Below are 23,809 nucleotides of genomic sequence, written 5' to 3' on the forward strand. Positions count from 1 at the left end.
GTAAATTTAGATAAACGGCGCGCAGGCATTCGCTTTGCTCATCGCAACCCGGCCACGCGCGCCAATCAGGCGCAAGGCGGTATGACTGGCCGCGCGGACAATAGTTTTGCCCTCAAGCGTTTTTTATAGCGCTCGCTCAAAATGGGCAGGCGTAAAAAAAGGGCAAACCCGGAGGTTCGCCCTTTTCCTTTCCGAGCCGCGCTTACTTCTTGCGCTGCGGCGGCAAATCAGTGCAAGTGCCGTGCGCCACTTCCGCCGCCATGCCGATGGACTCGCCCATGGTGGGATGCGGGTGGATGGTCTTGCCGATGTCGGTGGCGTCGCAGCCCATTTCGATGGCCAGGCAGACTTCGCCTATCATGTCGCCCGCATGCGGACCGACAATGCCGCCGCCGATGATCTGGTGGCTTTCGGCGTCGAAGATCAGCTTGGTGAAACCCTCGTCGCGACCGTTGGCGATGGCGCGGCCGGAGGCGGCCCATGGGAACACGCCCTTCTCGATCTTCAGGCCTTGCTTCTTGGCTTCGTCCTCGGTGACGCCGACCCAAGCCACTTCCGGATCGGTGTAGGCCACGCCCGGAATCACGCGCGCGTCGAAGTAGGACTTCTGGCCGGCGCAGTTTTCCGCCGCCACATGGCCTTCATGCACGCCCTTGTGCGCCAGCATCGGCTGGCCGACGATGTCGCCGATGGCGAAGATGTGCGGCACATTGGTGCGCTGCTGCTTGTCCACCGGGATGAAGCCGCGATCAGTCACCGCGATGCCGGCGTTCTCGGCGCCCAGCAGCTTGCCGTTGGGCGCGCGGCCGGTGGCGTACAGCACCAGGTCGTAGCGTTGCGGCTCTTTCGGGGCTTGATCGCCTTCGAAAGTCACCCACACGCCGTCGTCCTTGGGCTCCACGGCCACGGTCTTGGTGTTCAGCATGATGTTGTCGAAACGATGGGCGTTCCACTTCTGCCAAACCTTGACCAGGTCGCGGTCCGCGCCCTGCATCAGGCCGTCCATCATTTCCACCACGTCCAGGCGCGCGCCCAGCGTGGAGTAGACGGTGCCCATTTCCAGGCCGATGATGCCGCCGCCGATGATCAGCATGCGGTTGGCCACGCCCTTCAGCTCCAGCGCGCCGGTGGAGTCCACCACGCGCGGATCATCCGGAATGAACGGCAGCTTCACCACGCGGGAACCGGCGGCGATGATGGCGTTCTTGAATTTGACGATTTTCTTCTCGCCGCTCTCTTCGCGGCCCTTGCCGGTGGTGGCGGACACTTCGATGTGGTGCGGGTCGATGAAACGGCCGTTACCGCGCACGATCTCCACCTTGCGCGCCTTGGCCATGCCGGCGAGGCCGCCGGTCAGCTTGGCGATTACTTTTTCCTTGTAACCGCGCAGCATGTCGATGTCCACTTCCGGCTTGCCGAACTTGATGCCGTTGGCGGCCAGATGGCTGACTTCGTCGATCACCGCCGCGTTGTGCAGCAGCGCCTTGGACGGGATGCAGCCCACGTTCAGGCAGACGCCGCCCAGGGTGGAATAGCGCTCGACGATGACCACTTTCAGGCCCAGGTCGGCCGCGCGGAAGGCGGCGGAATAACCGCCGGGACCGCCGCCCAACACCATCACGTCGCATTCCACGTCGGCGCCGCCGCTATGGCTGGCGGCCACCGGAGCGGCCTGCGGCGCGAAGCCGGCTTGGGTGGTAGCGGACGCGACGCCGGTGGTTTCCACCGGCTTGGGCGCAGCCGGAGCCGCGGCGGCTGCGCCGGCGGCTTCTACGATCACGATCACATCGCCTTCGGAGACTTTGCCGCCCACGGCGACGCGCACTTCCTTGACGGTGCCGGCGGCTTCGGCCGGCACTTCCATCGTGGCCTTGTCGGTTTCCAGCGTGATCAGGCTGGCTTCTTTCGCGATCACGTCGCCCGGCTTGACAAAGACTTCGATCACGTCCACGTTGTTGTGGCCGCCGATGTCCGGGACTTTCAGTTCAATCAGATTGCTCATGGTTTTCCATCCGCAACGTAAGGCGGAAGCCCGGAGGCCTCCGCCGATATTCAGCAGAATCGTTCGCTTGAGCGGCGCGCTCCGGCTAGACCGGAGCGGCCGTTCTGCTGGCGATTACAGAATCAGGCGGCGCACGTCGGACAGCAGCTTGCCCAGATGCACGGTGAAGCGCGCGGCGGCGGCACCGTCGATCACGCGGTGATCGAAGGACAGCGACAGCGGGCACATCAGGCGCGGCGCGAATTCCTTACCGTTCCACACCGGCTTGATCTGCGACTTGCAGACGCCGAGGATGGCCACTTCCGGCGCGTTCACGATAGGCGTGAAGCTGGTGCCGCCAATGCCGCCCAGGCTGGAGATGGTGAAGGTCGCGCCCTGCATGTCGGTGGGCTTGAGCTTGCCTTCGCGGGCCAGCTTGGACAGGTCGGTCAGTTCCTGAGCGATCTGGCGCAGGCCCTTCTTGTCCGCGTCCTTGATCACCGGCACCACCAGGCCGTTAGGCGTGTCGGCCGCGAAGCCGATGTGGTAATACTGCTTCAGCACCAGGTTGTCGCCGTCCAGCGAGCTGTTGAAGGTCGGGAAGGCCTTCAGCGCTTCGGCGGCCGCCTTGATGATGAAGGCCAGCGGGCTGATCTTTAGGCCGGACTTTTCCCACTCCTTGCCCACGGTCTTGCGGAAGTCTTCCAGCTCGGTGATGTCGCACTCATCGTTGAAGGTTACGTGCGGGATCATCACCCAGTTGCGCGACAGATTGGCGCCGGAAATCTTCTGGATGCGGGACAGCGGCTTGGTTTCGATCGGGCCGAACTTGGCGAAATCGACTTTCGGCCACGGCAACAGGTCCAGACCCGCGCCGGAGCCCGCCGGCGCGGCGGCCGGGGCCAGCGAGGCCGGGTTCTGCATCACGCCCTTGACGAAGGCTTTGACGTCGTCTTCGGTAATACGGCCCTTGCGGCCGTTGCCCTTGACCTTGCCCAGGTCCACGCCCAGTTCGCGCGCCAGACGGCGCACGGACGGACCGGCGTGGGCTTTGGAGAAAGAGGCTTCGTCGATGGCGGCGGCGGCCTTGGCAGGAGCGGCGGCGGGCGCGGCAGCCACCGGGGCCGGGGCAGCCGAGGCGGCGGCAGGAGCCGGGGCGGTGACAGCTGCGGCTGCCGGAGCGGCGGCGGCGGCAACGGCGCCTTCGACCACCACGATCAGATCGCCTTCGCTGACCTTATCGCCCACTTTCACTTTGACTTCCACCACGCGGCCGGCGGCGGAGGCCGGCACTTCCATGGTGGCCTTGTCGGTTTCCAGCGTGATCAGGCTGTCGTCGACCGCGATGTCATCGCCTACCTTGACGGTGACTTCGATCACGTCGACGCCGTTGTGACCGCCGATGTCCGGCACGCGGATTTCGCTGCGGCCGGAGGCCGCGGGCGCTGCGGCCGGAGCTGCTGCCACCGGAGCCGGAGCCGCTGCTGGCGCGCCGGCGGGAGTCGGGACTGCGGCGGCCGGGGCCGGTGCGGACGCTGCGGCGCCCACTTCCAGGATGGCGATCACGTCGCCTTCGGAGATCTTGCCGCCGACGACGGCTTTGACTTCCTTGATCACGCCCGCGGTTTCCGCCGGCACTTCCATGGTGGCCTTGTCGGTTTCCAGCGTGATCAGGGAATCATCCACGGACACGGTCTGGCCCGGAACGATGAATACTTCGATGATGTCTACATTGCTGTGACCGCCGATGTCGGGCACTTTCAATTCGATCAGATTGCTCATGAGCTTTCCATTCGTAAGGCGGAAGCCCCTCTCGGGGCTTGCCGCCGGATATCCGCTACAGATTCGCTTGCCATGCAAAGGCGGAAGACCCCGGCCTCAACCGGGGCTTCCGCTCTGCGATTACACCTTCCAGCTAGGCAGCTTGTCGGTCTTGATGCCGTACTTGGCGATCGCCTCGGCCACCTTGGACGCTTCGATCTTGCCGTCGCGCGCCAGAGCGGACAACGCCGCCAGAGCCACGTGGTAGCGATCCACCTCGAAGAAAGAACGCAGGTTGGCGCGGCTGTCGGAACGGCCGAAGCCGTCGGTGCCCAGCACCACGTAACGGCCCGGAACGTATTCGCGAATCTGGTCGGCGTAGTTGCGGATATAGTCGGTTGCGGCCACTACCGGGCCCTGACGGCCGGACAACTGCTGCGCCACGTAGGAGGCGCGCGCTTCGGCGGTCGGGTTCAGCAGGTTGTGACGCTCGGCTTCCATGCCGTCGCGGCGCAACTGGTTGAAGGAGGTCACGCTCCAGATGTCGGCGCCGATGCCGAAATCAGCCTTCAGCAAGTCGGCCGCGGCCATCACTTCGCGCAAAATGGTGCCGGAGCCCATCAACTGCACTTTCACCTTGGCGTCGCCGCCGTCCTGCAGCAGGTACATGCCCTTCAGGATGCCGTCTTCCGCGCCCGCCGGCATGGCCGGGTGAACGTAGTTTTCGTTCATCAGGGTCAGATAGTAGAAGACGTCTTCCTGCTCGCCGTACATGCGGCGCAGGCCGTCCTGCACAATCACCGCCAGTTCATAAGCGAAGGTCGGGTCGTAGCTGATGCAGTTCGGAATCAGGCCAGCCTGGATGTGACTGTGACCGTCTTCGTGCTGCAGGCCCTCGCCGTTCAGCGTGGTGCGGCCGGCTGTGCCGCCCAGCAGGAAACCGCGGGCGCGCATGTCGCCGGCGGCCCAGGCCAGATCGCCGATGCGCTGGAAGCCGAACATCGAGTAGTAGATGTAGAACGGAATCATCGGCTGGCTGCTGTTGGCGTAGCTGGTCGCCGCGGCGATCCAGTCGGCCATCGCGCCCGGCTCGTTGATGCCTTCCTGCAGGATCTGGCCGTCCTTGGATTCCTTGTAGAACATTAGTTGGTCATGATCCTGCGGCACGTAGTTCTGACCCTGAGTGGACCAGATGCCGTACTGGCGGAACATGCCTTCCATGCCGAAGGTGCGGGACTCGTCCGGCACGATGGGAACCACGCGCTGGCCGATGTTCTTGTCCTTCATGATGGTGCCCAGCATGCGGACGAAGGCCATCGTGGTGGAGAACTCGCGGTCGCCGGACGCTTGCAGCTGCGCGTCGAACACGGACAGTTCCGGGGTTTGCAGCGCGGTGGTCACCGGCTTGCGCGCCGGCAGGTAGCCGCCCAGCGCGGCGCGGCGTTCACGCATGTACTTCATTTCCGGGCTGTCTTCGGCCGGCAGATAGTACGGCACGTTCGGCAGCTCTTCGTCGGACACCGGAATGCCGAAACGGTCGCGGAATTTGCGCAGCGAATCCAGATCCATTTTCTTGGCCTGGTGCGCGATGTTCTTGGCTTCGCCGGACGCGCCCATGCCGTAACCCTTGATGGTCTTGGCCAGGATCACGGTCGGACGGCCGTTGGCGTTGTGGGACGCCTCGTGGTAAGCGGCGTACACCTTGTGCGGATCATGGCCGCCGCGGTTCAGCGCCCAGATCTCGTCGTCGGACATATTGGCGACCATTTCGCGCAGCTCCGGGTATTTGCCGAAGAAGTGTTCGCGAACGTAAGCGCCGTCCTTGGATTTGAAGGTCTGGTAATCGCCGTCCACGCACTCGTCCATGCGCTTCTTCAGCAAGCCCTTGCTGTCCATCGCCAGCAGCGGATCCCAACGCGAGCCCCAGATCACTTTCAGGACGTTCCAGCCGGAACCGCGGAAATCGCCTTCCAGTTCCTGGATGATCTTGCCGTTGCCGCGCACCGGGCCGTCCAGACGCTGCAGGTTGCAGTTGATCACGAAGATCAGGTTGTCCAGGCCTTCGCGGGACGCCATCGAAATCGCGCCCAGGGATTCCGGCTCGTCCATCTCGCCGTCGCCGCAGAAACACCACACTTTGCGACCCGGAGTCTTGGCCAGACCGCGGCTTTCCAGGTACTTGAGGAAGCGGGCCTGATAGATGGCCATCAAGGGGCCTAGGCCCATCGATACGGTCGGGAACTGCCAGAAGTCCTTCATCAGCCACGGGTGCGGGTAAGAGGACAGGCCGTTGCCGTCCACTTCCTGACGGAAGCTGTCCAGTTGCTCGGCGGACAGGCGGCCTTCCATGAAGGCGCGTGCGTACACACCCGGGGAAATATGGCCCTGGAAGTAGATCAGATCGCCGTCTTGCTCATCGTTCTGAGCGCGCCAGAAGTGGTTGAAACCCACGTCGTACAGGGTGGCGGAGGATTGGAAGGAGGCAATGTGGCCGCCCAGCTCCAGATCCTTCTTGCCGGCGCGCAGCACCAAAGCGGCGGCGTTCCAGCGATTGATCGAGCGGATGCGGTGCTCCATCTCGTGGTTGCCCGGCGACTTGACTTCTTTGCCGAGCGGAATGCTGTTCTGGTATGCGGTAGTGGCGTCAAACGGCAGATGGGCGCCGCGGCGGCGGGTGCGCTCGACCAGTTTCTCCAACAGGTAATGCGCGCGTTCCGGGCCTTCGGCGTCCAGCACCGACTCCAGCGCTTCAGTCCATTCCTGGGTTTCCAACGGATCGATATCGTCAGGGAAAGTTGCAGCCATCTCTGGTCCTCACAGCAAGGTGGATCGGGGGCCGTATGTAGCAATGCGCGGCCCCGCGTTATTGCAATCGGCTCGAATTCGAACCAATTTATTAGCTTCAGATTATAAACGAACGCAATCGCAAATAAAAATGTTCATTTACGAAAAGAGCGCCGTATCTTGAGCAAGTGTACGTCTTCCCGCTTTCACAAAGGAATAGGTCAAGCGTACTAACGCTTGTTTCGGGGTGGAAAACAGCGGTTATTGCAGCGCACCATGTTGTTTTTTTGCGATTTTCTGTCGCAAATTGAAACATTCGTTTCAGTTGCGCGCTTACTTCTTCCTTTCGTCCCTGACCAGCCTATCCAGTTCGCGGATGCGCGCTTCGATTGAGGAGCGCAGGTAGAAATCGTCGCCCTTGGCCTTGCCGGCCAGTTGGAACTGCTCCATCGCCGGCTGGTAACGCTGTTCATAATAGAAGGCGTTGCCCAGCGCCGCGTGGTAACGCAACGGATCGCGGTCGGCGTACAAACTGGCCTGACGCCGATACAGGCCCGCGTTGTTCGGATGGCGGCTCAACTGAGTCTTGATCAGGCTCAACGCCCCCTGGCTGTCCCCGCTGGCGACGGCGACGTCGATGTCCAGCAGTTGCAGCGACAAGCTCTGCGGAAAACGGGCCAAACCTGCGCGCGCCGCGTTGCGGGCGGCCGGCCAGTCCTTGCGTTCGCGCTCTATCGCCACGTCCAGCCCCCGCAGCATCGGATGGTCCGGCAGCTTGGTCCGCGCCTTGGCCAGCGCCTGACGCGCGCCGGCGATATCGCGCTGACGCAGCTTGACCTGAGCCAAGCCATACCACTGCGCGCCCTCGTTCAGGTACAGGCCTCGGTCCAACGCCGCCTCGTAATAACGCAGCCCCTCGTCCGGCGTCAGCGTCGCGGCGCGCAGCTTCTCACGCACCAGCAGGTAGTCGACACTGTCCGCGCGCATCCTCACCGGGTAATCCAACGCGCGGTTTTCCGCTTCGCTGATGCGCTCCAGCGTCACCGGGTGGGTTCGCAGAAAGGCCAGCGCCGCGTTGTCGCTGTAACGCTCGTTCTGCTGCAGCTTCTGGAAGAAGGCCGGCATACTGCGCACGTCGAAACCGGCCTGGCTCATGTATTGCATGCCGACGCGGTCGGCTTCGCGTTCGAAATCACGCGAAAACGCCAGCTGATTGGAAATCGACAGGCCCATGCCGGCGGACACCACGCCCATCGCGCCCTGGCCGCTGCCGGCCTTGGCCGCCAGCGCGGCGGCGATGATGGTGCCCAGCAAGAGCAAGGGGCTGGTGGCGCTGCTGGCCGCCTTCATCCGCGCAATGTGGCGCTGGGCGACGTGGGCGGTTTCATGCCCCAATACCGAGGCGAGTTCGCCTTCGCTCTGGGTCGCCAGCAGCAGGCCGATATTGATGCCGATATAACCTCCGGGCATGGCGAAGGCGTTGATGCCGGTGTCGTTGACGCAAAAATAGGTGAAACCGACGCCGGGCAGCTTGACGCCGCTGGAGAGCCGGCCGCCGATGTCGTTGAGGTAATCGTTGACCTCCTGGTCGTCGACGATGTCTCCCGCCTCCAACATCGCGCGCCAGGCCTGCCGGCCAATGCGGTTCTCATCCGCCAGCGTCAGCGAGGCGTCCGACACCTCGCCCAGATCGGGCAAATCGGCATAGCTGACGGACGGGTGCAACAAGCTCAGCGCCAGCACGCCGGCCAGCAGGGTCTGTTTGGTCATCCGGCTATGATAGCCATGATCCGCCACAAGTTGCATGAGGCGGCGCAACATCAACTGTCAAAGAGTATGAGCTTCCCCGCCTCCCCGCCGCGCCGCGGCCAGCGCTTCCCACGCCGCTTGCGCGCTCAAATGCACGCGGCCGGCGAAGCCGGCCAACAGGCCGCCGCCCTCCATGCGCTGCGCTACCGGCCCCTTGATCTCGGCCAGGTGCAGCGTCACGCCGCGCGCCGCCAGCTCCGCGTCCAGCCGCGCCAGCATCAGCAAGGCGCTGGTATCCACGCGATTGACCGCGCTCATGATCAACACCAGCCGCGTAGTCCCAACCTGAGCGGCCAGCCGGTGCAACGCCTCGCCTCGCACCTGGCGGGCGTTGCCGAAGAACAGGCTCTCGTCCACGCGCAGAAACAGCGCGCCGGGCAGGCTCTCCACCGCAAAGCGCAGCCGGTTGCGGAAATGATGGCTGCCCGGCAGCCGGCCCAGTTCGGCGATGTGCGGCCGGCTGCTGCGCCACAACATGGCCGCCAGCGACATCAGCACGCCGGCGACGATGCCGGAGTCCACTCCCAGCCACAGCACCAGAACAAAGGTCAGCGCGAAGGCCGCCGCGTCGGCGCGGTCGACTCTCCAAGCCAGCCTCAGGCTGTCAAAACGTATCATGACGCTGACCGAGGCGATGATCATCGCCGCCAGCACCGCTAGCGGCAGCAAAGCCAGCGCGCCGGCGGCGAAGCTGGCCAAGAGCATGATGCCCAGGGCGGCTACCACCGAGGCCAGCTGAGTCTGGGCCCCGGCCTCGGCGTTGACCATGGAACGCGTGAGTCCGCCGGTGACCGGAAAACCGCCGGACAGCCCCGCGCCGATATTGCACAGGCCCAGCGCCAACAACTCCCGGTCCGGATCCACCTCGTCGCCGCGGCGCTGCGCCAACGCCTGAGCCACCGCCAGGCTCTGCACATAATTGATCAAAGCGATGAAAAAAGCCGGCAGCGCCAACTGTGACCACTGATCCAGGCTCAAGCCCGGCCAGGTCGGCGCCGGCAGGCCCGGCGGAATCTCGCCTACCACCGGCAAGACGGACCGCAAACCCAGGCCCGCCACCAGCGCCATGCCCAACAGCACCGCCAGCAGCGGCGCCAAACGCAGCCAAAGTTGTCGCGTCGGTCCGCTTAGGCCGCAGCGGCGCAAAAACGGCTCGCCCAGCCAACGTGCCAACAGCAGCATGGCCAGCGCCGTAGCGCCAAACATCAGCGCCAACGGATTGAGCCCGTCGGCCGCCTTCCACAGCCCGGCCAGCAACTGAGGCAAGGATGCGCCGCCGGCCTGCACGCCCAGCAAGGGCCCCAGCTGCGACAGTACGATCAGCAAGGCCGACGCCGAAGTGAAGGCCGCCAACACCGGTTCGGACAACAGGTCGGCGATGAAACCCAGCCGCAGCAGGCCAAGCGCCGCCAGCATCGCCCCGGACAACAGCGCCAGACCGATGGCCAGCGCCAGATAATCGCCCGAGCCCGGTTCGGCCAGCCGCGCCAGCGTGGCCGCCACCAATAAGGAAGTCATCGCCATCGGCCCCACCGACTGCGCGTGGCTGCGTCCGGCCAAAGCGTAAATCAGCAAGGGCGCGATGCTGGCGTACAAGCCCGCCTGCGCCGGCAAACCGGCCACCAGCGCGTAAGCCAGACCTTGCGGCGCCAGCAGCAAGGTCACCACCAGACCCGCTCCCAAATCCCCCGGCAAGTAGGCGCGCCGGTAGCTGCGCAGCCAGCCCGGCAACCAAAGCCTCATCCGCGCCGCCCCCATCGTCCGGCCAGCCACAGGCCGGCCGCCATCGCCGGCAAAAACCAAGCGCTCTGCGGCGACAACATGCCGCCCAACAGCAAGGCCGGTCCCGGACAGATGCCGGCCAAACCCCAACCCACGCCGAACAAGAGGCCGCCGCCTATCAACCGACGCGTCAGCGGCGTCTTGGCCGGCAACTGCGTCGGTTCGCCCAGCAGCGCGCGCGGGCGGCGTTCGGCCAGACGGAACGCCGGCCAGGCCATGGCGACGGCTCCGGCCATCACCAGCGCCAAGCTGGGATCCCAAGCGCCGCCCAAGTCCAGGAAAGCCAATACCTTGGCCGGATTGCCCATGCCGGACAGCAACAAGCCTAGGCCGAACAACAGGCCCGCGCCCGCCATAGACAATAAACGCTTCCACTCCGCCGTCATCTTCACGCCCCCCAATGCCGAAGCGCCGCCACCGTAACGAAGCCGGCGAGCATAAAGGCCGCCGTCGCCGCCAGCGAACGAGGCGACTGCCGCGCCAGACCGCAAACGCCGTGGCCGCTGGTGCAGCCGGAGCCCAACCGCGCGCCGATGCCCACCAACAAGCCGGCGGCCAACAAGCGCATGCCGCCGGCCTCTACGCTGATGGCCGGCCATTCGCCGACGCCCAGACGCCACAAGGCCGGCGCCGCCATCAAGCCCAAGAGAAAAACCAGCCGCGCGCGCCAGTCCGCACGCCTCTCCAACAGGCCCGCCGCCATGCCGCTGATGCCGGCGACGCGGCCATGCAGTAAGACAAGCCAGCCCGCCGCCCCTCCGATCAATACCCCGCCCAACAAAGCAGGCCACGGCGTGAACGCCGCCCAATCCACGGTCATCGCGCCTCTCCCGCAGCTTGGTCGGCGCAGAACAGCGCGTGCAAGGCGTTCAGCAAAGCCAAGGCGTCAGCGCTGGCCACGCTGTAATAAACCCATTTGCCTTCGCGCCGCGTCGCCACCAGGCCTTCATTGCGCAACACGCCCAACTGCTGCGACAAGGAGGGCTGTCGGATGCCGGTCAAACGCTCCAGTTCCGACACCGACTTTTCCCCGTCCACCAGTTGGCACAGCAGCAGCAGCCTGTCCTCGTTGGCCAGGCCCTTCAACAACAAGGCGGCGCGGCCGGCATTGGCGCGCAGCATGTTCAAATCCATATTCCTTCTCCCGCCGCCGGCATCCGGCGTCGCAAACATTATGTTTTATAATATAATGTAAATCAACCAACTGTTACCGCCGCGCCACACTGTTCACACACCGTCACATGGCCTATCAGTCACCATCGCGCCGGGAAAAACTGTTGTAGACTCAAGGCCATGAACCTATTTCCAGCCGCGGCGCCGGCCCGGCCTCCCAGCGCCATGCCCTCGACTCGACTCCCGCCCGCCCCCAGGCAACTGGTGCACGAACGCGGCATTCCCGCCTTCGGCGTGTATCAGGGCATCATCGACCGGCTGGACTGGCGCGCGCTGAAAACCACGCCCTATCAACGGCTGACACGCCGGCTGCATCACAAGCGCTGGCAATACGCGGCCATCGCCCACCCCGCCTTTTTCATCGGCGTCGCCATCGTCGACGTCGGCTGGACCGGCACCGCCTTCGCCTATCTGTTCGACCGCAAGAGCGGCGAGGTCATTGCCGCCGCCAGCGCCAACGGCCTGCCGGGCCTCTCCACGCAAATAGAGGACCGCGCCTTCGGCGACGCCGCCTTCCAGGCCGGCCGCTGCCGGCTGAGCTTTCGCCGCGACGGCGAACGGCTGGAACTGGCGGTGGACTCGCCGCAATTGAAAGTGGCCGCGCATATCCAATTGGCGGACATGCCGCCGGTGCTGGCGGTGATTGCGCCGGCCAACTGGCTGGCCCATTCCACCCATAAAAGCGGCGGCCTCAAAATCAGCGGCTTCGCCGATTGCCAAGACCGGCGCTATTCGCTGGACGGCGCGGTGGCTTCGCTGGACTACTCCAACGGCTTGCTGGCGCGGGAAACCCGCTGGCGCTGGGCCAGCGCGCATGCTCTGGACCTGGGTTTCAATCTGCAGCAAGGCTATATGGGCGACACCGAGAACGCCGCCTGGTTGCGAGGCAAGCTGATCCGGCTGGGACCGGTGAGCTTCGACTACCAACCGGACGACCCGCTGCAAGGCTGGCGCATACGCAGCGACAACGGCTTGTTGGACCTGAACTTCGCCCCGGAGGGCGCGCGGCGCGAAGACAAGAATCTGCTGATCGCCGCCAGCCGCTATGTGCAGCCCATCGGCCGCTTCAGCGGCCAGATCCGGGATCCGGACGGCGGCGCCGTCCATGTGGTGAGCGACTTGCTGGGCGTGACCGAGGACCATCTGTCGCGTTGGTGAACGTAGCCCGCTCGATGCGGCACGCCCGCCGCCTTTCGCCGCCATTAACTGGAGTTCATCGCCATTCCCTGCCGTAAGCAGGGAAATTCCTAGTTTGCAAAAACACAAGACCGGCTGGAGCAACAGTGGTAGGATGCGCCCGCAACCGAGTATTCTCTCTAAACGACCAAACCAAACAAACCTTCAGAGCCTGTCCATGATCCTTTTGCGTCTGTGTGCCAGAACGCTCATGAACAGACTCTCAGTAGGAGATTGCCATCATGGATAGATTAAGCGCTTTGCTCGAACACAATCGCCACTTCGTGGAAAACCGCGAATACGAGCAATTCAAGACCGACAAGTTTCCCGGCAAGGGTCTCGCCATCCTGGCCTGTATGGACGCGCGGATGGTGGAACTGCTGCCCAAGGCCATGGGCCTGAAGAACGGCGACGCCAAGCTGATCAAGAACGCCGGCGCGCTGATCACCCATCCGTGGGGATCGGTGATGCGCAGCCTGATCATGGCGGTGTACGAACTGCGCGCCGACGAGATCTGCGTGGTCGCCCACCGCGACTGCGGCATGCGCGCAGTCGACCCGCAGCGCGTGCTGGACCACGCGATGGAACGCGGCGTGTCGGAAGACACCATCGCCACGCTGCGCGCGGCCGGCATTGACCTGGACGGCTGGCTGAAAGGCTTCGACAACGTGTCCGACAGCGTGCGCCACACCGTGCAGACCATCCGCAACCATCCGCTGATGCCCAAGGACGTGCCGGTGCACGGCATGGTGATCCATCCGTCCACCGGCCGGCTGGAAGTCATCGTCGACGGCTACCAGAACGACGACGCGCAGGAGTAAAACAGTGCGGCTGGGCCTGTTCGGCGGCACCTTCGACCCCATCCACAACGCCCACCTGCGCATGGCCGACGCCTTCGCCGCGGAGTTGGCGCTGGATCGGGTCAGACTGATTCCGGCCGGCCGGCCTTATCATCGCAGCCAGGGACCGTACGCCGCCCCGGCGCAACGCCTCGCCATGACGAAGCTGGCGGTGGCGGACCATCCGCGGCTGACGGTGGACGAGCGCGAAGTGCGCCGCCCCGGCGCCGCCTACACCATAGACACGCTGGAAGAGCTGCGCGCCGAACTGGGCCCGGACGCTGAACTGTGGTTTTTGATCGGCGGCGACTCGCTGGCCGCGCTGCACACCTGGAAGCGCTGGGACGAACTGTTGCGTTTCGCCAACCTCGCCGTGGCCCTGCGCCCCGGCTTCGATCCGGCCCGGCTGTCCGCGCCGGTGCAAGCCTTGTGGCGCGCCCGGCAAGTCTCTGATTTTTCAAATCGAACCGCATCCGGTACAATCCGCCCCTTGGCCTTGCCGCCGGTGGACATCGCGGCCACCGACATCCGCCAGCGCCTGGCGCGCGGCGACGCGGTGGACGATGTGCTGCCGCCCGCGGTGCTGGCCTATATCCGCCAACACCGGCTATACCAGACAGTGTAGCCGCCGTGTCCGGCCACTTTCCGCCAGGCCGTCAGCAGACGGCCGGCTGCGATTCACTTTAAAGCAATACGGCAGGCCTGCCGGTCGCGCTGCGCGCGCCGGCCCCGCCCGCCATTTTGCGGCAGCTTTGCGCCGGCCCGGCCGACGCGAACCCCGCATAGGAAAAGGACATTATGGAAGTGCAAGACATTGCCAAGCTGGCGATCGAAGCCCTGGAAGACGTCAAGGGCAAGGACATCATCGAACTGGACACCAGCAAACTGACCTCGCTGTTCCAATGCATGATCGTGGCCACCGGCGACTCCAACCGCCAGGTCAAGGCGCTGGCCAACAGCGTGCACGTCAAGCTGAAGGAAGCCGGCGTGGACATCGTCGGCAGCGAAGGCCATGAAAGCGGCGAATGGGTGCTGGTGGACGCCGGCGACGTGGTGGTGCACGTGATGCTGCCCGCCGTGCGCGACTACTACGACATCGAAGCGCTGTGGGGCGGTCAGAAGCCCAGCTTCCTGCCGGCCGGCGGCCGTCCGTGGTCGGCGACCTGATCCGGCTGCGCTAAGAACGTGTTTACGATCTCGCGAGCAAGAGCGAGACAAGGCGAAAACGGCTGAGAAAGCGGAATGGTCAAGTGGTACATGAGCATTTCGAGGACGGTTTCAACGCCGTATCGCCGACGCGTAGCAGATCGTAAACAGGTTCTAAGCCGCCATCAAGAACGGGGACGCAAGTCCCCGTTTGCGTTTTACTCCCTGGCTCACACACGATGAAAATCACTATTCTCGCCGTCGGCACCAAGATGCCGCGCTGGGTCGACGAGGCTTACGGCGATTACGCCAAGCGCTTTGGCCGCGACATCACGCTGGAGCTGAAGGAAATCAAGCCGGAGAAGCGGGGCGGCGGCGTCACCGCCGAAAAAGGCATTGCCGCCGAGCACGAACGCTTGCTCGCCGCCATTCCGCCGCGCGCAAGGCTGGTGGTGATGGACGAACGCGGCAAGAACTGGACCTCGGTGCGGCTGGCCGAAGGCATGAAGGAATGGATGGCCGGCGGCGACGACGTAGCCTTCATCATCGGCGGCGCCGACGGCCTGGCGGCGGAATTGAAGCAGCGCGCCGACGTGCTGCTGCAGCTATCGGCGATGACGCTGCCGCACGGCATGGTGCGGGTGATGTTGGCCGAGCAGATCTACCGCGCCTACTCCATTCTCAACAACCACCCCTACCACCGCGAATAAGAACCGGCGCGCGGCCGGATCAAGCTGGCTGCGACGGCTGCGCCGCCGTCGGCGGCAAGGGCGGCTGCGCCAGTCCGGCCCATTCCACCGCCACCGTATCGTCGCGCAAAGGCAGCGCCGAGTCCTCCGCGCGCGCCAAGCTGGCCAGCCAGTTTTCATTGCCCGAAAAAATCATGACAGCTTCCTCCAGCCCTCATGTTGCAAACGCCGTTCCACCGCAGTGGCGGAACGGCGGCAGGCCACCACCGGGATGCCCAGCGCGTGAGCGCTGTCCCGGTAATTGCGCATCACATTGTGTCCCAGGAAATCGGTGAGCAGGATCAATAGATCCGGCTTGCCCGGCAGCGGCGCCTTGCGCTGATGCGCGACGTTGCGCCCGCAAATGTGACGGGCGATCCGGATATCGTAGCTTTTCAGAACCGCCGGAATATTTCCCAGGCTGTCCGCGCCTATCAACAGGGCGTTCATCGGCCACCTCCTCTCTCGCGACGCGGAACGCCGCCTTGACATGCACCCACTCTAAGCCGATGAAATAACACAGTAAAGATATATAAAATTAGTTTTTTATTTCCAATAAGTATATAAATACCAAAACGGCCACGCCTCGCTCCTTCCTCCGGCTACAAATCGGCAAGTCTTTGAAATTACGGCTCAAAGCAAGCCCCCATCCTTACAGCGTCGGCCGGCGCCCCACCACAGCCGTCCACCCTTAGTTTCAAGCAAGACTATCGACAGAAAAACCGAAACCCGCTACGCTGCGCGCCCTCGGCATCCTCGCCCAACCTATTGATCTGTATATACAAATGAACGCAGTTCTTCTGGCCGTCATCGTCATGCTCGGGCTGGCGCTGTTGCGCACCCACGTCGTCATCAGCCTGCTGCTCGGCGCCTTGATCGGCGGCCTTGGCGGCGGCTTGTCCCTGTCACGCACGCTGAAAGCCTTCAACAACGGCATCACCGGCGGCGCCGCGGTGGCCCTGTCCTACGCCTTGCTGGGCGCCTTCGCGCTGGCCATCGCCAAATCCGGCCTGCCGCACGCGATGGCGGACCTGGCAGTGAAACGCCTGGAGCGCGACAGCGGCCAGAGCCGCTTGAAATGGGCGCTGATCCTGCTGCTGACCCTGGTAAGCATCGCCAGCCAGAACCTGGTGCCCATCCACATCGCCTTCATTCCCTTGCTGGTGCCGCCACTGCTCTATGTCATGGCGCGGCTGCATCTGGACCGCCGCCTGGTCGCCTGCGTGATCACCTTCGGCCTGGTTACGCCCTATATGGTGTTTCCCGTGGGCTTCGGCGACATTTTTCTGAAACAGATCCTGCTCGGCAACATCGCCAAATCCGGCATGGACGTGCGCGGCCTCAATGTGATGCACGCGATGGCGATTCCAGCGCTGGGCATGCTGGCCGGCCTGTTGTGGGCGGTGCTGGTCAGCTACCGCAAGCCGCGCCAGTACGCCCTGGGCAAGATAGAAAACGTCGAACGCACCCGCGCCAAGGTCAGCCGCAAGTCGCTGGCCACCGCCTTGCTGGCGATCATGCTGGCCTTCGCGGTGCAGCTGTACACCGATTCAATGATCATGGGCGCGCTGGCGGGCTTTCTGCTGTTCCTCGCCACCGGCGTGGTGAAATGGAAGGACGCTGATGGTCTGTTCAATGAAGGCATGAAGATGATGGCGATGATAGGTTTCACCATGATCACCGCCCAAGGCTTCGCCGAGGTGCTGAAGGCCACCGGCCAGGTGGGCGCGCTGGTGACCGCCAGCGCCGGCCTGTTCGCCGGCAATCAGGGCGTGGCCGCCTTCGCCATGCTGCTGGTTGGCCTGGTGGTGACCCTGGGCATAGGCTCGTCCTTTTCCACCGTGCCCATTCTCACCGCCATCTACGTTCCGCTGTGCATGCACTTGGGCTTCTCGCCGCTGGCCACGGTGGCCATTATCGGCACCGCCGGCGCCTTGGGCGACGCCGGCTCGCCGGCGTCGGACTCCACGCTGGGCCCGACTTCGGGCCTGAACGTGGACGGTCAGCACGACCATATCCGCGACACCGTGCTGCCCACCTTCCTGCACTACAACCTGCCGATGCTGGCGGCCGGCTGGATTGCGGCGATGGTGTTGTAGAATGGCTGGCATGGATGATCAAATTGATGCCCGCCTGGCCGAAATGGAAGTGAAGCTCGCCTTCCAGGACGAACTATTGGACGCGCTGAACGCCACCGTGGCGCGTCAGCAAAAAGACATGGAACGGCTGCAACAGCAAATACGCCTGCTATACCAGCAATTCCGTCAGGCCCAACCGGACGACGCCGCGTCCGGCCTCAGCCTGCGCGACGAGCTTCCGCCGCATTATTAAACCGACGGCGGCTTTAGAGCTTGTTTACGATCTCGCGAGCAAGAGCGAGACAAGGCGAAGACGGTTTCAACGCCGTATCGCCTACGCGCAGCAGGCTTTGAACAGGTTCTAGCGGCCGCCCTTGCGCCGCGACACCGTCGCCTCAATGTTCTTGCGGCCAATCAGCGGCGCCGGCTCCGGCATCTCCGGCGCGGCGTCTCCCAGCCACTTGTACATGACCAGACAGTCCACCAGCCCCAGCCGCGCGTGACGATAAGCGCGCGGCAAACGGCCCACCGGCTCATAACCCAGCTTGCGCCACAGCGCCACCGCCACTTCGTTGCTGGCCACGACCGAATTGAACTGCATCGCCAGAAAGCCGCTGTCCCGCGCCAATTTCTGAGAATGCTCGCACATCAGCCGCGCCACGCCTTTGCCGCGCGCCTCCTCGGCCACCATATAGCCGCAGTTGCAAACATGGCCGCCCGGGCCGGCCGCATTGGGTTTGAGAAAATACGAACCCAGCAGCGCGCCGTCCTCCTCCGCCACCAGCGTGTGCAAGGGCAACCGCAGCCACAGCTCTCGCGCCTGCTCCCACGTTATTTCCGGATCGAAAGCATAGGTCTCCCTAGCCGCCACCACCGCGTGGAACACAGGCCAGAAACGCTCGAAATCGCCGTCGTTCATCGGTCGGATCGTAATCATGCAGCCTCCTGTTTCAGTTGCGCCGTCCCCGGCTTCCTGGTCATGCGTCCGGACAACAAGCTGGCGCTGGCGATCAAGGCGCCGCCCGCCCATTCGCGCGGCGTCATCGCCTCGCCGGCCAACAGATAGGCCGACGCCGCCGCGAACAACAGCTCCATCAGCATCAGCGTCATCGTCTGCGTCGCCGGCAGAATGGACACGCCGTGCTGCGATATCACGCTGGTGCATAATAGGGTCACACCCAGAATGCCCAACACCAGCCAGCTTTGCGGCGGTATTTGCAGGATGCCGCCCAGCTGCCCGGCCAGCGCCAGTTTGATCGCGCCGATGGACGCCACGCCAAACCAGATCGACGCCGACTTGACCGGCACCGGGATGGACTGGGCGCCTCGGCTGATCACATTGCCCAACGCAAAGGCCATGCCGCCGGACAGCGCCAGCCATTCGTAGCGATGGCTGAGCGGCAGTTCGCCGGCGAACAGGCCGGGCCGATATATGAAGATGAAGCAGCCAAACAGCGACAAGGCCACCACCAGCCAGCCGCTGCGGGTCAAACGCTCCTTCAGGATCAGCCGCGACAGGAACACCGTCCACAACGGCGACAGGTAAAACAAGAGCAAGACCCGCATCACCTGCCCCTCGGACACCGCCCAGGTATAGCTGTAGTTGCACCAGCCGAACACCGCGGTCAGCACCAGCAGCACCGGCTGCAGCCGGAACTGGCGGCGATAGACGTCGAAAAAGGTGATCACGCCCAGGGTGATCGCCACCAGATACACCACCAGCGAGGTCATCGCCACGCTGACGCCGCTCTGATTGAGACTCCGGAACGGATACCACATCAGCCCCCACACCAGCGCAGTGGTCAGAATGCCGGTGGTGGCCAGAAACTTTTGTTTTACAGGTGTCATTGCTGTTCTTAAGATGTTCGCTGTTCGTTTGCTTGCGCCCGCTTTTCTGGAGATACCCGTGAACCCTCGCCTGGCCCAATTGCAGCCCTACCCGTTTCAACGCCTGCGCGCCCTGCTCGCCGGCGCGACGCCGCCCGCGGACAAGGCGCACATCAACTTGTCGATAGGCGAACCCAAGCACCCGACGCCGGCGCTGGTGGAACAGGCGCTGATAGCCAATCTGGGCGGCTTGTCGCAATACCCGGCCACGCTGGGCAGCGAAGCGCTGCGCCAGGCCTGCGCCGCCTGGATGCTGCGACGCTACGATCTGAACCTGGATGCGCAAAGCGAGATACTGCCGGTCAACGGCAGCCGTGAAGCCTTGTTTGCTTTTGTGCAGACAGTGATCGACGCAAGCGCGGAGCCGGCGCCGGTAGTGATATCCCCGAATCCTTTTTACCAGATTTACGAAGGCGCGGCACTGTTGGCCGGGGCCGAACCCTACTATGTCAACTGCCTGGCCGAACAGCGCTTCCAGCCGGACTGGAACCAGGTGCCGGAAACCGTGTGGCGGCGTACCCAGCTGGTGATTGTGTGCAGCCCCGGCAATCCCACCGGCGCGGTGATGTCGCTGGCCGACTGGGAAACCTTGTTCCAGTTGTCGGATCGCTACGGCTTCGTCATCGCCAGCGACGAGTGCTATTCCGAAATTCACTTCGGCCGGCCCCCGCTGGGAGGACTGGAAGCGGCGCGCAAGCTGGGCCGCGGCTTTGAGCGGCTGGCGATGTTCACCAGCCTGTCCAAGCGCTCCAACGTCCCCGGCATGCGCTCGGGCTTCGTCGCCGGCGACGCGGCGCTCCTGGCGAAATTCCTGCTCTACCGCACCTACCACGGCAGCGCAATGAGCCTGGCGATACAGGCGGCCAGCGTGGCGGCCTGGAACGACGAGGATCACGTGGAGTCCAACCGGGCTCAATACATCGCCAAGTTCGACGCAGTCACCCCGCGGCTGGCGATGGGGCTGGAGGTGCGCCGCCCGGACGCCAGCTTCTACCTGTGGGCCAAGGTGCCGGACGGGAATGATGTAGACTTCGCCAAGGCGCTGTTCGCCGAAGAACACGTCACCGTGCTGCCGGGCAGCTACTTGGCGCGCGACGCCCACGGCGTCAACCCCGGCGCCGGCTATGTCCGCGTCGCGCTGGTGGCCACGCTGGAAGAGTGCGTGGCCGGCGTCGAGCGCATCGTCGCCTTCGCCGAACGCAGACAGCGCCAGACCCCCTGAATCCACGCGGTCCGCCTCTGGCGCGGCCGCTTGAAAGCGAATTGAATGATGACTTCCATCCACATTGCTAAAGGACTGAACACCATGCACCCGATCCAGACCCTGATCGAAGAAGCGTTTGAGAAGCGCGCTGAGATCACGCCCGCCACCGTCTCCGCCGAACTCAAGGCCGCCATCGGTCAGGTGATCGCCGAACTGGACGCCGGCCGCCTGCGCGTGGCGGAAAAACAGGGGGCCGACTGGGTGGTGAACCAGTGGGTGAAGAAGGCGGTGCTGCTGTCCTTCCGCATCCGCGACAATGACATCTCCGACGACGGCGTCAATCGCTACTTCGACAAAGTCGACACCAAGTTCGCCGACTGGACCCCGGCCCGCTTCCAGGAAGCCGGTTTCCGCGTGGTGCCGGGCGCGGTGGCGCGCAAGGGCAGCTTCATCGCCAAGAACACCGTGCTGATGCCGTCCTACGTCAACATCGGCGCCTACGTCGACGAAGGCGCAATGGTGGACACCTGGGCCACCGTCGGCTCCTGCGCCCAGATCGGCAAGAACGTGCACCTGTCCGGCGGCGTCGGCATCGGCGGCGTGCTGGAGCCGCTGCAGGCCAACCCCACCATCATCGAGGACAACTGCTTCATCGGCGCGCGCTCTGAAATCGTCGAAGGCGTGATCGTCGGCGAAGGTTCGGTGATCTCCATGGGCGTCTACATCGGTCAATCCACCAAGATCTACGACCGCGAAACCGGCGAGGTCAGCTACGGCCACGTGCCGCCGGGCTCGGTGGTGGTGTCCGGCAACCTGCCCAGCAAGGATGGCAGCCACAGCCTCTACTGCGCGGTGATCGTTAAGAAGGTGGACGCTCAGACTCGCAGCAAAACCAGCATCAACGAGCTGCTGCGCGGCGTGTAACCTTCCTCCGTCCGCCGGCCCGGGCGGACAGTCGGTTCGCCCGCTGCCCGCCTTTCTCCCCTCCGTCGTCGCCTCTCGGCGTCTCCAACCGCATTGCGGTGCAGCATATTTGCATCGCGAATGCTGTTGAAATTTGGCTAGTCCACGACAAGTCTATAAAATCTCCAGTTCGAAAAGAATCGGCAAAAAAGCGGCCGCTCTCCAAGCACCGCTCAGCCCAGGCCGCGACGCGCCGGAAGCCAAGGCGCAGCGCAAGATCAGCGCTGGGGTGACGGGCTTCAAGAGCCGCTTTGCCTGAACGGCCCGCCATCGCACCGCTCCGGGTCCGCCGTTTCAACCGAAGCCGTCCGCGGCTTCACGCATGCTATCTGGAAACTTTGTGTCTTCTGACAATTTCATCGAATTCAGAAACGTCAGCTTCGCCTATGGCGAGCGGCCCATTCTGAAAAACCTCAACCTCGCTATTCCGCGCGGAAAGCTGGTGGCCGTCATGGGCGGCAGCGGCAGTGGCAAGACCACGCTGCTGCGGCTGATCTCGGGCCAGAACCGTCCGCAAAGCGGCGAAGTGCTGGTTGACGGCAAGAGCGTCGCCAAGATGAGCTCGGCCGAACTTTATCAACACCGCCGCCGCATGGGCATGCTGTTCCAGTTCGGCGCGCTGTTCACCGATCTGTCGGTGTTCGACAACGTCGCCTTCCCCATTCGCGAGCACACCAAGCTGTCGGACAGCATGGTCCGCGACCTGGTGACCATGAAACTGGAAGCCGTCGGCCTGCGAGGCACCCAGCAGCTGATGCCGGCCGAACTGTCCGGCGGCATGGCGCGCAGGGTGGCGCTGGCGCGCGCCATTGCGCTGGACCCCCAGCTGATGCTGTACGACGAGCCTTTCACCGGCCTGGATCCGATCTCGCTGGGCGTGATCGCCCACCTGATCAAAAAGCTCAACAACGCGCTGGGCACCACCGCGGTGATGGTCACCCACGACGTGCATAAATCGCTGGAGATCGTGGACCACGTGCTCTTCGTCGCCGGCGGCGAGATCGTCGCCCAGGGCACGCCGGACCAAGTTCGCAACTCGGATTCGCCATGGGTTCACCAGTTCATCTGGGGCGAGGCCGACGGCCCGGTGCATTACGCCTACCCGGCGGAGCGCTCGCTCGCCGAAGATCTGGGACTCAACGGAGGCCGCCATGCTTGATTTGATCGCCGCGCCCCTGCGCAAGCTCGGCCACCTCGCCATCAACGCCGTCTGGCGGCTGGGCTTCGCCTGCCGCTTCCTCGTGGCCATCCTGCGGGGCAGCGGCCAGAGCCTGCTGCGGCCGCAGCTGACCATACGCGAAGTCTATTTCGCCGGCGTGATGTCCTTGATCATCATCCTAGTGTCCGGCCTCTTCGTCGGCATGGTGCTGGGCCTGCAAGGCTACAGCACCCTCGCCAAGTTCGGCTCCGCCGACGCGCTGGGCGCGGTGGTGGCGCTGGCGCTGCTGCGCGAGCTGGGTCCGGTACTGGCCGCGCTCTTGTTCGCCAGCCGCGCCGGCAGCGCGATGACGGCCGAAATCGGCCTGATGAAAACCACCGAGCAACTGGACGCGATGAGCGTGATGGCGGTCGATCCCATCGCCCGCGTGGTGGCGCCCCGCTTCTGGGCCGGCGTCATCTCCATGCCCATCCTGGCCGCGCTGTTCAACGTGGTCGGCATCTTTGGCGGCTACCTGGTGGGCGTGGTGATGATAGGCCTGGACGTCGGCACGTTCTGGTCGCAGATGCAGGCCAACGTAGACCTGCATTTCGACGTGGTCAACGGACTGATCAAGAGCCTGTGCTTCGGCGTCGCCGTCACCCTGATCGCCGTGTTCGAAGGCTATGACGCCACTCCGACGGCCAGCGGCGTGTCCGCCGCCACCACCCGGACTGTCGTCACCTCCGCATTGGTCATCCTGGCGCTGGATTTCATCCTGACCGCCTTCATGTTCTAGGAAAAACCCGAATGAAACGCTCTACTATTGACTTGTGGGTAGGCATTTTCGTGGCGCTGGGCATTGCCGCCGTCACCTTCCTGTCGCTGAAAGTGGCCAACCTGGTCCCGCAAAGCGCCAACCAGACCTATGTGCTGTACGCCGACTTCGACAACGTCGGCGGACTGAAGGTCAAAGCGCCGGTCAAGGAAGCCGGCGTGGTGATCGGACGCGTAGCCGACATCCGGCTCAACCCGAAAACTTATCGCGCCCGCGTGACTCTGAATATTGACAAGGCCTATCAGATCAGCGACGACACCAGCGCGTCCATCCTGACCGCCGGCCTGCTGGGCGAACAATATATCGGCATGCTGCAAGGCGGCTCGGAAACCAATCTGGCCCCGGGCGGCACCATCACCATCACCTCCTCCGCCATGGTGCTGGAACAATTGATCGGTAAGTTCATGACGGGCTTTACCGATAGCAACAAGAGCGCTGACAAATAGCGCGGCACAAAGACGGGGCAGCCCGCAACAAACTGCCGGCCGGCGCGCCGTCCGCGCCGCCGGCTCACTCGCAATC

24 protein-coding genes are annotated in these 23,809 nt (G+C 64.1%); 12 read left to right on the plus strand and 12 right to left on the minus strand.

Going from position 1 to position 23,809, the window contains the following annotated elements:
* Positions 1-202: 202 nt before the first annotated feature.
* The 8 genes from lpdA to B0T39_RS04365 form a co-directional block, all read right to left on the minus strand.
* Entirely contained in the window at positions 203-2,002 is a 1,800-nt protein-coding gene (gene lpdA, locus B0T39_RS04330; RefSeq protein WP_081544961.1) for a dihydrolipoyl dehydrogenase, read from the minus strand.
* Positions 2,003-2,116: 114 nt separating this feature from the next.
* A complete protein-coding gene (gene aceF / locus B0T39_RS04335) occupies positions 2,117-3,763 on the minus strand; it encodes a dihydrolipoyllysine-residue acetyltransferase (RefSeq protein WP_081544962.1) in 1,647 nt (548 codons plus the stop codon).
* A gap of 120 nt (positions 3,764-3,883) precedes the next feature.
* The gene (gene aceE, locus B0T39_RS04340; RefSeq protein ID WP_081544963.1) at positions 3,884-6,547 is read right to left on the minus strand and encodes a pyruvate dehydrogenase (acetyl-transferring), homodimeric type; all 2,664 of its coding nucleotides are present in this window, start codon (positions 6,545-6,547) and stop codon (positions 3,884-3,886) included.
* Between the two features lie 312 nt (positions 6,548-6,859).
* Positions 6,860-8,296 (minus strand): M48 family metalloprotease, encoded by a 1,437-nt coding sequence (locus tag B0T39_RS04345; protein ID WP_081544991.1) that lies wholly within the window; start codon positions 8,294-8,296, stop codon positions 6,860-6,862.
* Positions 8,297-8,353: 57 nt separating this feature from the next.
* Positions 8,354-10,078 (minus strand): SulP family inorganic anion transporter, encoded by a 1,725-nt coding sequence (locus tag B0T39_RS04350; RefSeq protein ID WP_081544992.1) that lies wholly within the window; start codon positions 10,076-10,078, stop codon positions 8,354-8,356.
* A complete protein-coding gene (locus tag B0T39_RS04355) occupies positions 10,075-10,503 on the minus strand; it encodes a DUF6691 family protein (RefSeq protein WP_081544964.1) in 429 nt (142 codons plus the stop codon). Before B0T39_RS04355 ends, B0T39_RS04350 begins: the two co-directional genes overlap by 4 nt.
* Before the next feature lie 2 nt (positions 10,504-10,505).
* The gene (locus B0T39_RS04360) at positions 10,506-10,937 is read right to left on the minus strand and encodes a YeeE/YedE family protein (protein WP_081544965.1); all 432 of its coding nucleotides are present in this window, start codon (positions 10,935-10,937) and stop codon (positions 10,506-10,508) included.
* A complete protein-coding gene (locus tag B0T39_RS04365; protein WP_019101321.1) occupies positions 10,934-11,251 on the minus strand; it encodes an ArsR/SmtB family transcription factor in 318 nt (105 codons plus the stop codon). Before B0T39_RS04365 ends, B0T39_RS04360 begins: the two co-directional genes overlap by 4 nt.
* Positions 11,252-11,410: 159 nt before the next feature.
* Between B0T39_RS04365 and B0T39_RS04370 the strand changes: the two genes are divergently transcribed.
* The 5 genes from B0T39_RS04370 to rlmH all read left to right on the plus strand — a co-directional run bounded on the left by B0T39_RS04370 (position 11,411) and on the right by rlmH (position 15,161).
* The gene (locus tag B0T39_RS04370) at positions 11,411-12,448 is read left to right on the plus strand and encodes a DUF2804 domain-containing protein (RefSeq protein ID WP_206118729.1); all 1,038 of its coding nucleotides are present in this window, start codon (positions 11,411-11,413) and stop codon (positions 12,446-12,448) included.
* Positions 12,449-12,708: 260 nt separating this feature from the next.
* Positions 12,709-13,287, plus strand: a complete 579-nt coding sequence (locus B0T39_RS04375; RefSeq protein ID WP_081544966.1) for a beta-class carbonic anhydrase — start codon at positions 12,709-12,711, stop codon at positions 13,285-13,287.
* A gap of 4 nt (positions 13,288-13,291) precedes the next feature.
* Complete coding sequence (gene nadD, locus B0T39_RS04380; RefSeq protein WP_217806190.1) at positions 13,292-13,930, plus strand: nicotinate-nucleotide adenylyltransferase; 639 nt, start codon at positions 13,292-13,294, stop codon at positions 13,928-13,930.
* Positions 13,931-14,103: 173 nt separating this feature from the next.
* The gene (gene rsfS / locus B0T39_RS04385; RefSeq protein ID WP_019101317.1) at positions 14,104-14,472 is read left to right on the plus strand and encodes a ribosome silencing factor; all 369 of its coding nucleotides are present in this window, start codon (positions 14,104-14,106) and stop codon (positions 14,470-14,472) included.
* Positions 14,473-14,690: 218 nt separating this feature from the next.
* Positions 14,691-15,161: a 23S rRNA (pseudouridine(1915)-N(3))-methyltransferase RlmH gene (rlmH, locus tag B0T39_RS04390; RefSeq protein ID WP_081544967.1), complete on the plus strand. Its 471-nt coding sequence runs from the start codon at positions 14,691-14,693 to the stop codon at positions 15,159-15,161.
* A 19-nt stretch (positions 15,162-15,180) separates the two neighbouring features.
* Here the strand turns inward: rlmH and B0T39_RS25555 are convergent, their stop codons facing one another.
* Positions 15,181-15,336, minus strand: coding sequence for a hypothetical protein (locus B0T39_RS25555; RefSeq protein WP_176219478.1), 156 nt, complete (start codon positions 15,334-15,336; stop codon positions 15,181-15,183).
* Entirely contained in the window at positions 15,333-15,629 is a 297-nt protein-coding gene (locus B0T39_RS04395; RefSeq protein WP_081544968.1) for a DUF2325 domain-containing protein, read from the minus strand. Before B0T39_RS04395 ends, B0T39_RS25555 begins: the two co-directional genes overlap by 4 nt.
* A 335-nt stretch (positions 15,630-15,964) precedes the next feature.
* Between B0T39_RS04395 and B0T39_RS04400 the strand changes: the two genes are divergently transcribed.
* Together B0T39_RS04400 and B0T39_RS04405 are read left to right on the plus strand one after the other, a co-directional pair.
* Positions 15,965-17,278 carry a Na+/H+ antiporter family protein gene (locus B0T39_RS04400; protein WP_081544969.1) on the plus strand — a complete coding sequence of 438 codons (1,314 nt, stop codon included), beginning with the start codon at positions 15,965-15,967 and terminating at the stop codon, positions 17,276-17,278.
* A gap of 10 nt (positions 17,279-17,288) precedes the next feature.
* Positions 17,289-17,510: a SlyX family protein gene (locus B0T39_RS04405; protein WP_081544995.1), complete on the plus strand. Its 222-nt coding sequence runs from the start codon at positions 17,289-17,291 to the stop codon at positions 17,508-17,510.
* A gap of 108 nt (positions 17,511-17,618) precedes the next feature.
* Here the strand turns inward: B0T39_RS04405 and B0T39_RS04410 are convergent, their stop codons facing one another.
* Both B0T39_RS04410 and B0T39_RS04415 read right to left on the minus strand, forming a co-directional pair.
* Entirely contained in the window at positions 17,619-18,194 is a 576-nt protein-coding gene (locus B0T39_RS04410; protein WP_081544970.1) for a GNAT family N-acetyltransferase, read from the minus strand.
* The gene (locus B0T39_RS04415; protein ID WP_081544971.1) at positions 18,191-19,105 is read right to left on the minus strand and encodes a DMT family transporter; all 915 of its coding nucleotides are present in this window, start codon (positions 19,103-19,105) and stop codon (positions 18,191-18,193) included. The genes B0T39_RS04410 and B0T39_RS04415 overlap by 4 nt, the downstream gene beginning before the upstream one ends.
* A gap of 58 nt (positions 19,106-19,163) precedes the next feature.
* Here B0T39_RS04415 and dapC point away from each other — a divergent pair, with 58 nt between their 5' ends.
* The 5 genes from dapC to mlaD all read left to right on the plus strand — a co-directional run bounded on the left by dapC (position 19,164) and on the right by mlaD (position 23,733).
* Positions 19,164-20,366: a succinyldiaminopimelate transaminase gene (gene dapC / locus B0T39_RS04420; protein ID WP_081544972.1), complete on the plus strand. Its 1,203-nt coding sequence runs from the start codon at positions 19,164-19,166 to the stop codon at positions 20,364-20,366.
* A gap of 84 nt (positions 20,367-20,450) precedes the next feature.
* A complete protein-coding gene (gene dapD, locus B0T39_RS04425) occupies positions 20,451-21,272 on the plus strand; it encodes a 2,3,4,5-tetrahydropyridine-2,6-dicarboxylate N-succinyltransferase (protein WP_141111081.1) in 822 nt (273 codons plus the stop codon).
* Positions 21,273-21,651: 379 nt separating this feature from the next.
* Positions 21,652-22,470 carry an ABC transporter ATP-binding protein gene (locus B0T39_RS04430; protein ID WP_176219479.1) on the plus strand — a complete coding sequence of 273 codons (819 nt, stop codon included), beginning with the start codon at positions 21,652-21,654 and terminating at the stop codon, positions 22,468-22,470.
* Positions 22,463-23,248, plus strand: a complete 786-nt coding sequence (gene mlaE, locus B0T39_RS04435) for a lipid asymmetry maintenance ABC transporter permease subunit MlaE (protein WP_081544974.1) — start codon at positions 22,463-22,465, stop codon at positions 23,246-23,248. The genes B0T39_RS04430 and mlaE overlap by 8 nt, the downstream gene beginning before the upstream one ends.
* A gap of 11 nt (positions 23,249-23,259) precedes the next feature.
* Complete coding sequence (gene mlaD, locus B0T39_RS04440) at positions 23,260-23,733, plus strand: outer membrane lipid asymmetry maintenance protein MlaD (RefSeq protein ID WP_081544975.1); 474 nt, start codon at positions 23,260-23,262, stop codon at positions 23,731-23,733.
* The last annotated feature ends 76 nt before the right edge of the window (positions 23,734-23,809 follow it).

It is taken from the genome of Chromobacterium haemolyticum (assembly GCF_002081825.1).
In the GTDB taxonomy this organism is placed as follows: domain Bacteria; phylum Pseudomonadota; class Gammaproteobacteria; order Burkholderiales; family Chromobacteriaceae; genus Chromobacterium; species Chromobacterium fluminis.

What these genes read in the sequence shown, in the direction of transcription:
- lpdA (WP_081544961.1), bottom strand. Translation starts at nt 2,002, where the DNA reads ATGAGCAATCTGATTGAACTGAAAGTCCCGGACATCGGCGGCCACAAC.
- aceF (WP_081544962.1), bottom strand. Translation starts at nt 3,763, where the DNA reads ATGAGCAATCTGATCGAATTGAAAGTGCCCGACATCGGCGGTCACAGC.
- aceE (WP_081544963.1), bottom strand. Translation starts at nt 6,547, where the DNA reads ATGGCTGCAACTTTCCCTGACGATATCGATCCGTTGGAAACCCAGGAA.
- B0T39_RS04345 (WP_081544991.1), bottom strand. Translation starts at nt 8,296, where the DNA reads ATGACCAAACAGACCCTGCTGGCCGGCGTGCTGGCGCTGAGCTTGTTG.
- B0T39_RS04350 (WP_081544992.1), bottom strand. Translation starts at nt 10,078, where the DNA reads ATGAGGCTTTGGTTGCCGGGCTGGCTGCGCAGCTACCGGCGCGCCTAC.
- B0T39_RS04355 (WP_081544964.1), bottom strand. Translation starts at nt 10,503, where the DNA reads ATGACGGCGGAGTGGAAGCGTTTATTGTCTATGGCGGGCGCGGGCCTG.
- B0T39_RS04360 (WP_081544965.1), bottom strand. Translation starts at nt 10,937, where the DNA reads ATGACCGTGGATTGGGCGGCGTTCACGCCGTGGCCTGCTTTGTTGGGC.
- B0T39_RS04365 (WP_019101321.1), bottom strand. Translation starts at nt 11,251, where the DNA reads ATGGATTTGAACATGCTGCGCGCCAATGCCGGCCGCGCCGCCTTGTTG.
- B0T39_RS04370 (WP_206118729.1), top strand. Translation starts at nt 11,411, where the DNA reads ATGAACCTATTTCCAGCCGCGGCGCCGGCCCGGCCTCCCAGCGCCATG.
- B0T39_RS04375 (WP_081544966.1), top strand. Translation starts at nt 12,709, where the DNA reads ATGGATAGATTAAGCGCTTTGCTCGAACACAATCGCCACTTCGTGGAA.
- rsfS (WP_019101317.1), top strand. Translation starts at nt 14,104, where the DNA reads ATGGAAGTGCAAGACATTGCCAAGCTGGCGATCGAAGCCCTGGAAGAC.
- rlmH (WP_081544967.1), top strand. Translation starts at nt 14,691, where the DNA reads ATGAAAATCACTATTCTCGCCGTCGGCACCAAGATGCCGCGCTGGGTC.
- B0T39_RS25555 (WP_176219478.1), bottom strand. Translation starts at nt 15,336, where the DNA reads ATGATTTTTTCGGGCAATGAAAACTGGCTGGCCAGCTTGGCGCGCGCG.
- B0T39_RS04395 (WP_081544968.1), bottom strand. Translation starts at nt 15,629, where the DNA reads ATGAACGCCCTGTTGATAGGCGCGGACAGCCTGGGAAATATTCCGGCG.
- B0T39_RS04400 (WP_081544969.1), top strand. Translation starts at nt 15,965, where the DNA reads ATGAACGCAGTTCTTCTGGCCGTCATCGTCATGCTCGGGCTGGCGCTG.
- B0T39_RS04405 (WP_081544995.1), top strand. Translation starts at nt 17,289, where the DNA reads ATGGATGATCAAATTGATGCCCGCCTGGCCGAAATGGAAGTGAAGCTC.
- B0T39_RS04410 (WP_081544970.1), bottom strand. Translation starts at nt 18,194, where the DNA reads ATGATTACGATCCGACCGATGAACGACGGCGATTTCGAGCGTTTCTGG.
- B0T39_RS04415 (WP_081544971.1), bottom strand. Translation starts at nt 19,105, where the DNA reads ATGACACCTGTAAAACAAAAGTTTCTGGCCACCACCGGCATTCTGACC.
- dapD (WP_141111081.1), top strand. Translation starts at nt 20,451, where the DNA reads ATGCACCCGATCCAGACCCTGATCGAAGAAGCGTTTGAGAAGCGCGCT.
- mlaE (WP_081544974.1), top strand. Translation starts at nt 22,463, where the DNA reads ATGCTTGATTTGATCGCCGCGCCCCTGCGCAAGCTCGGCCACCTCGCC.
- mlaD (WP_081544975.1), top strand. Translation starts at nt 23,260, where the DNA reads ATGAAACGCTCTACTATTGACTTGTGGGTAGGCATTTTCGTGGCGCTG.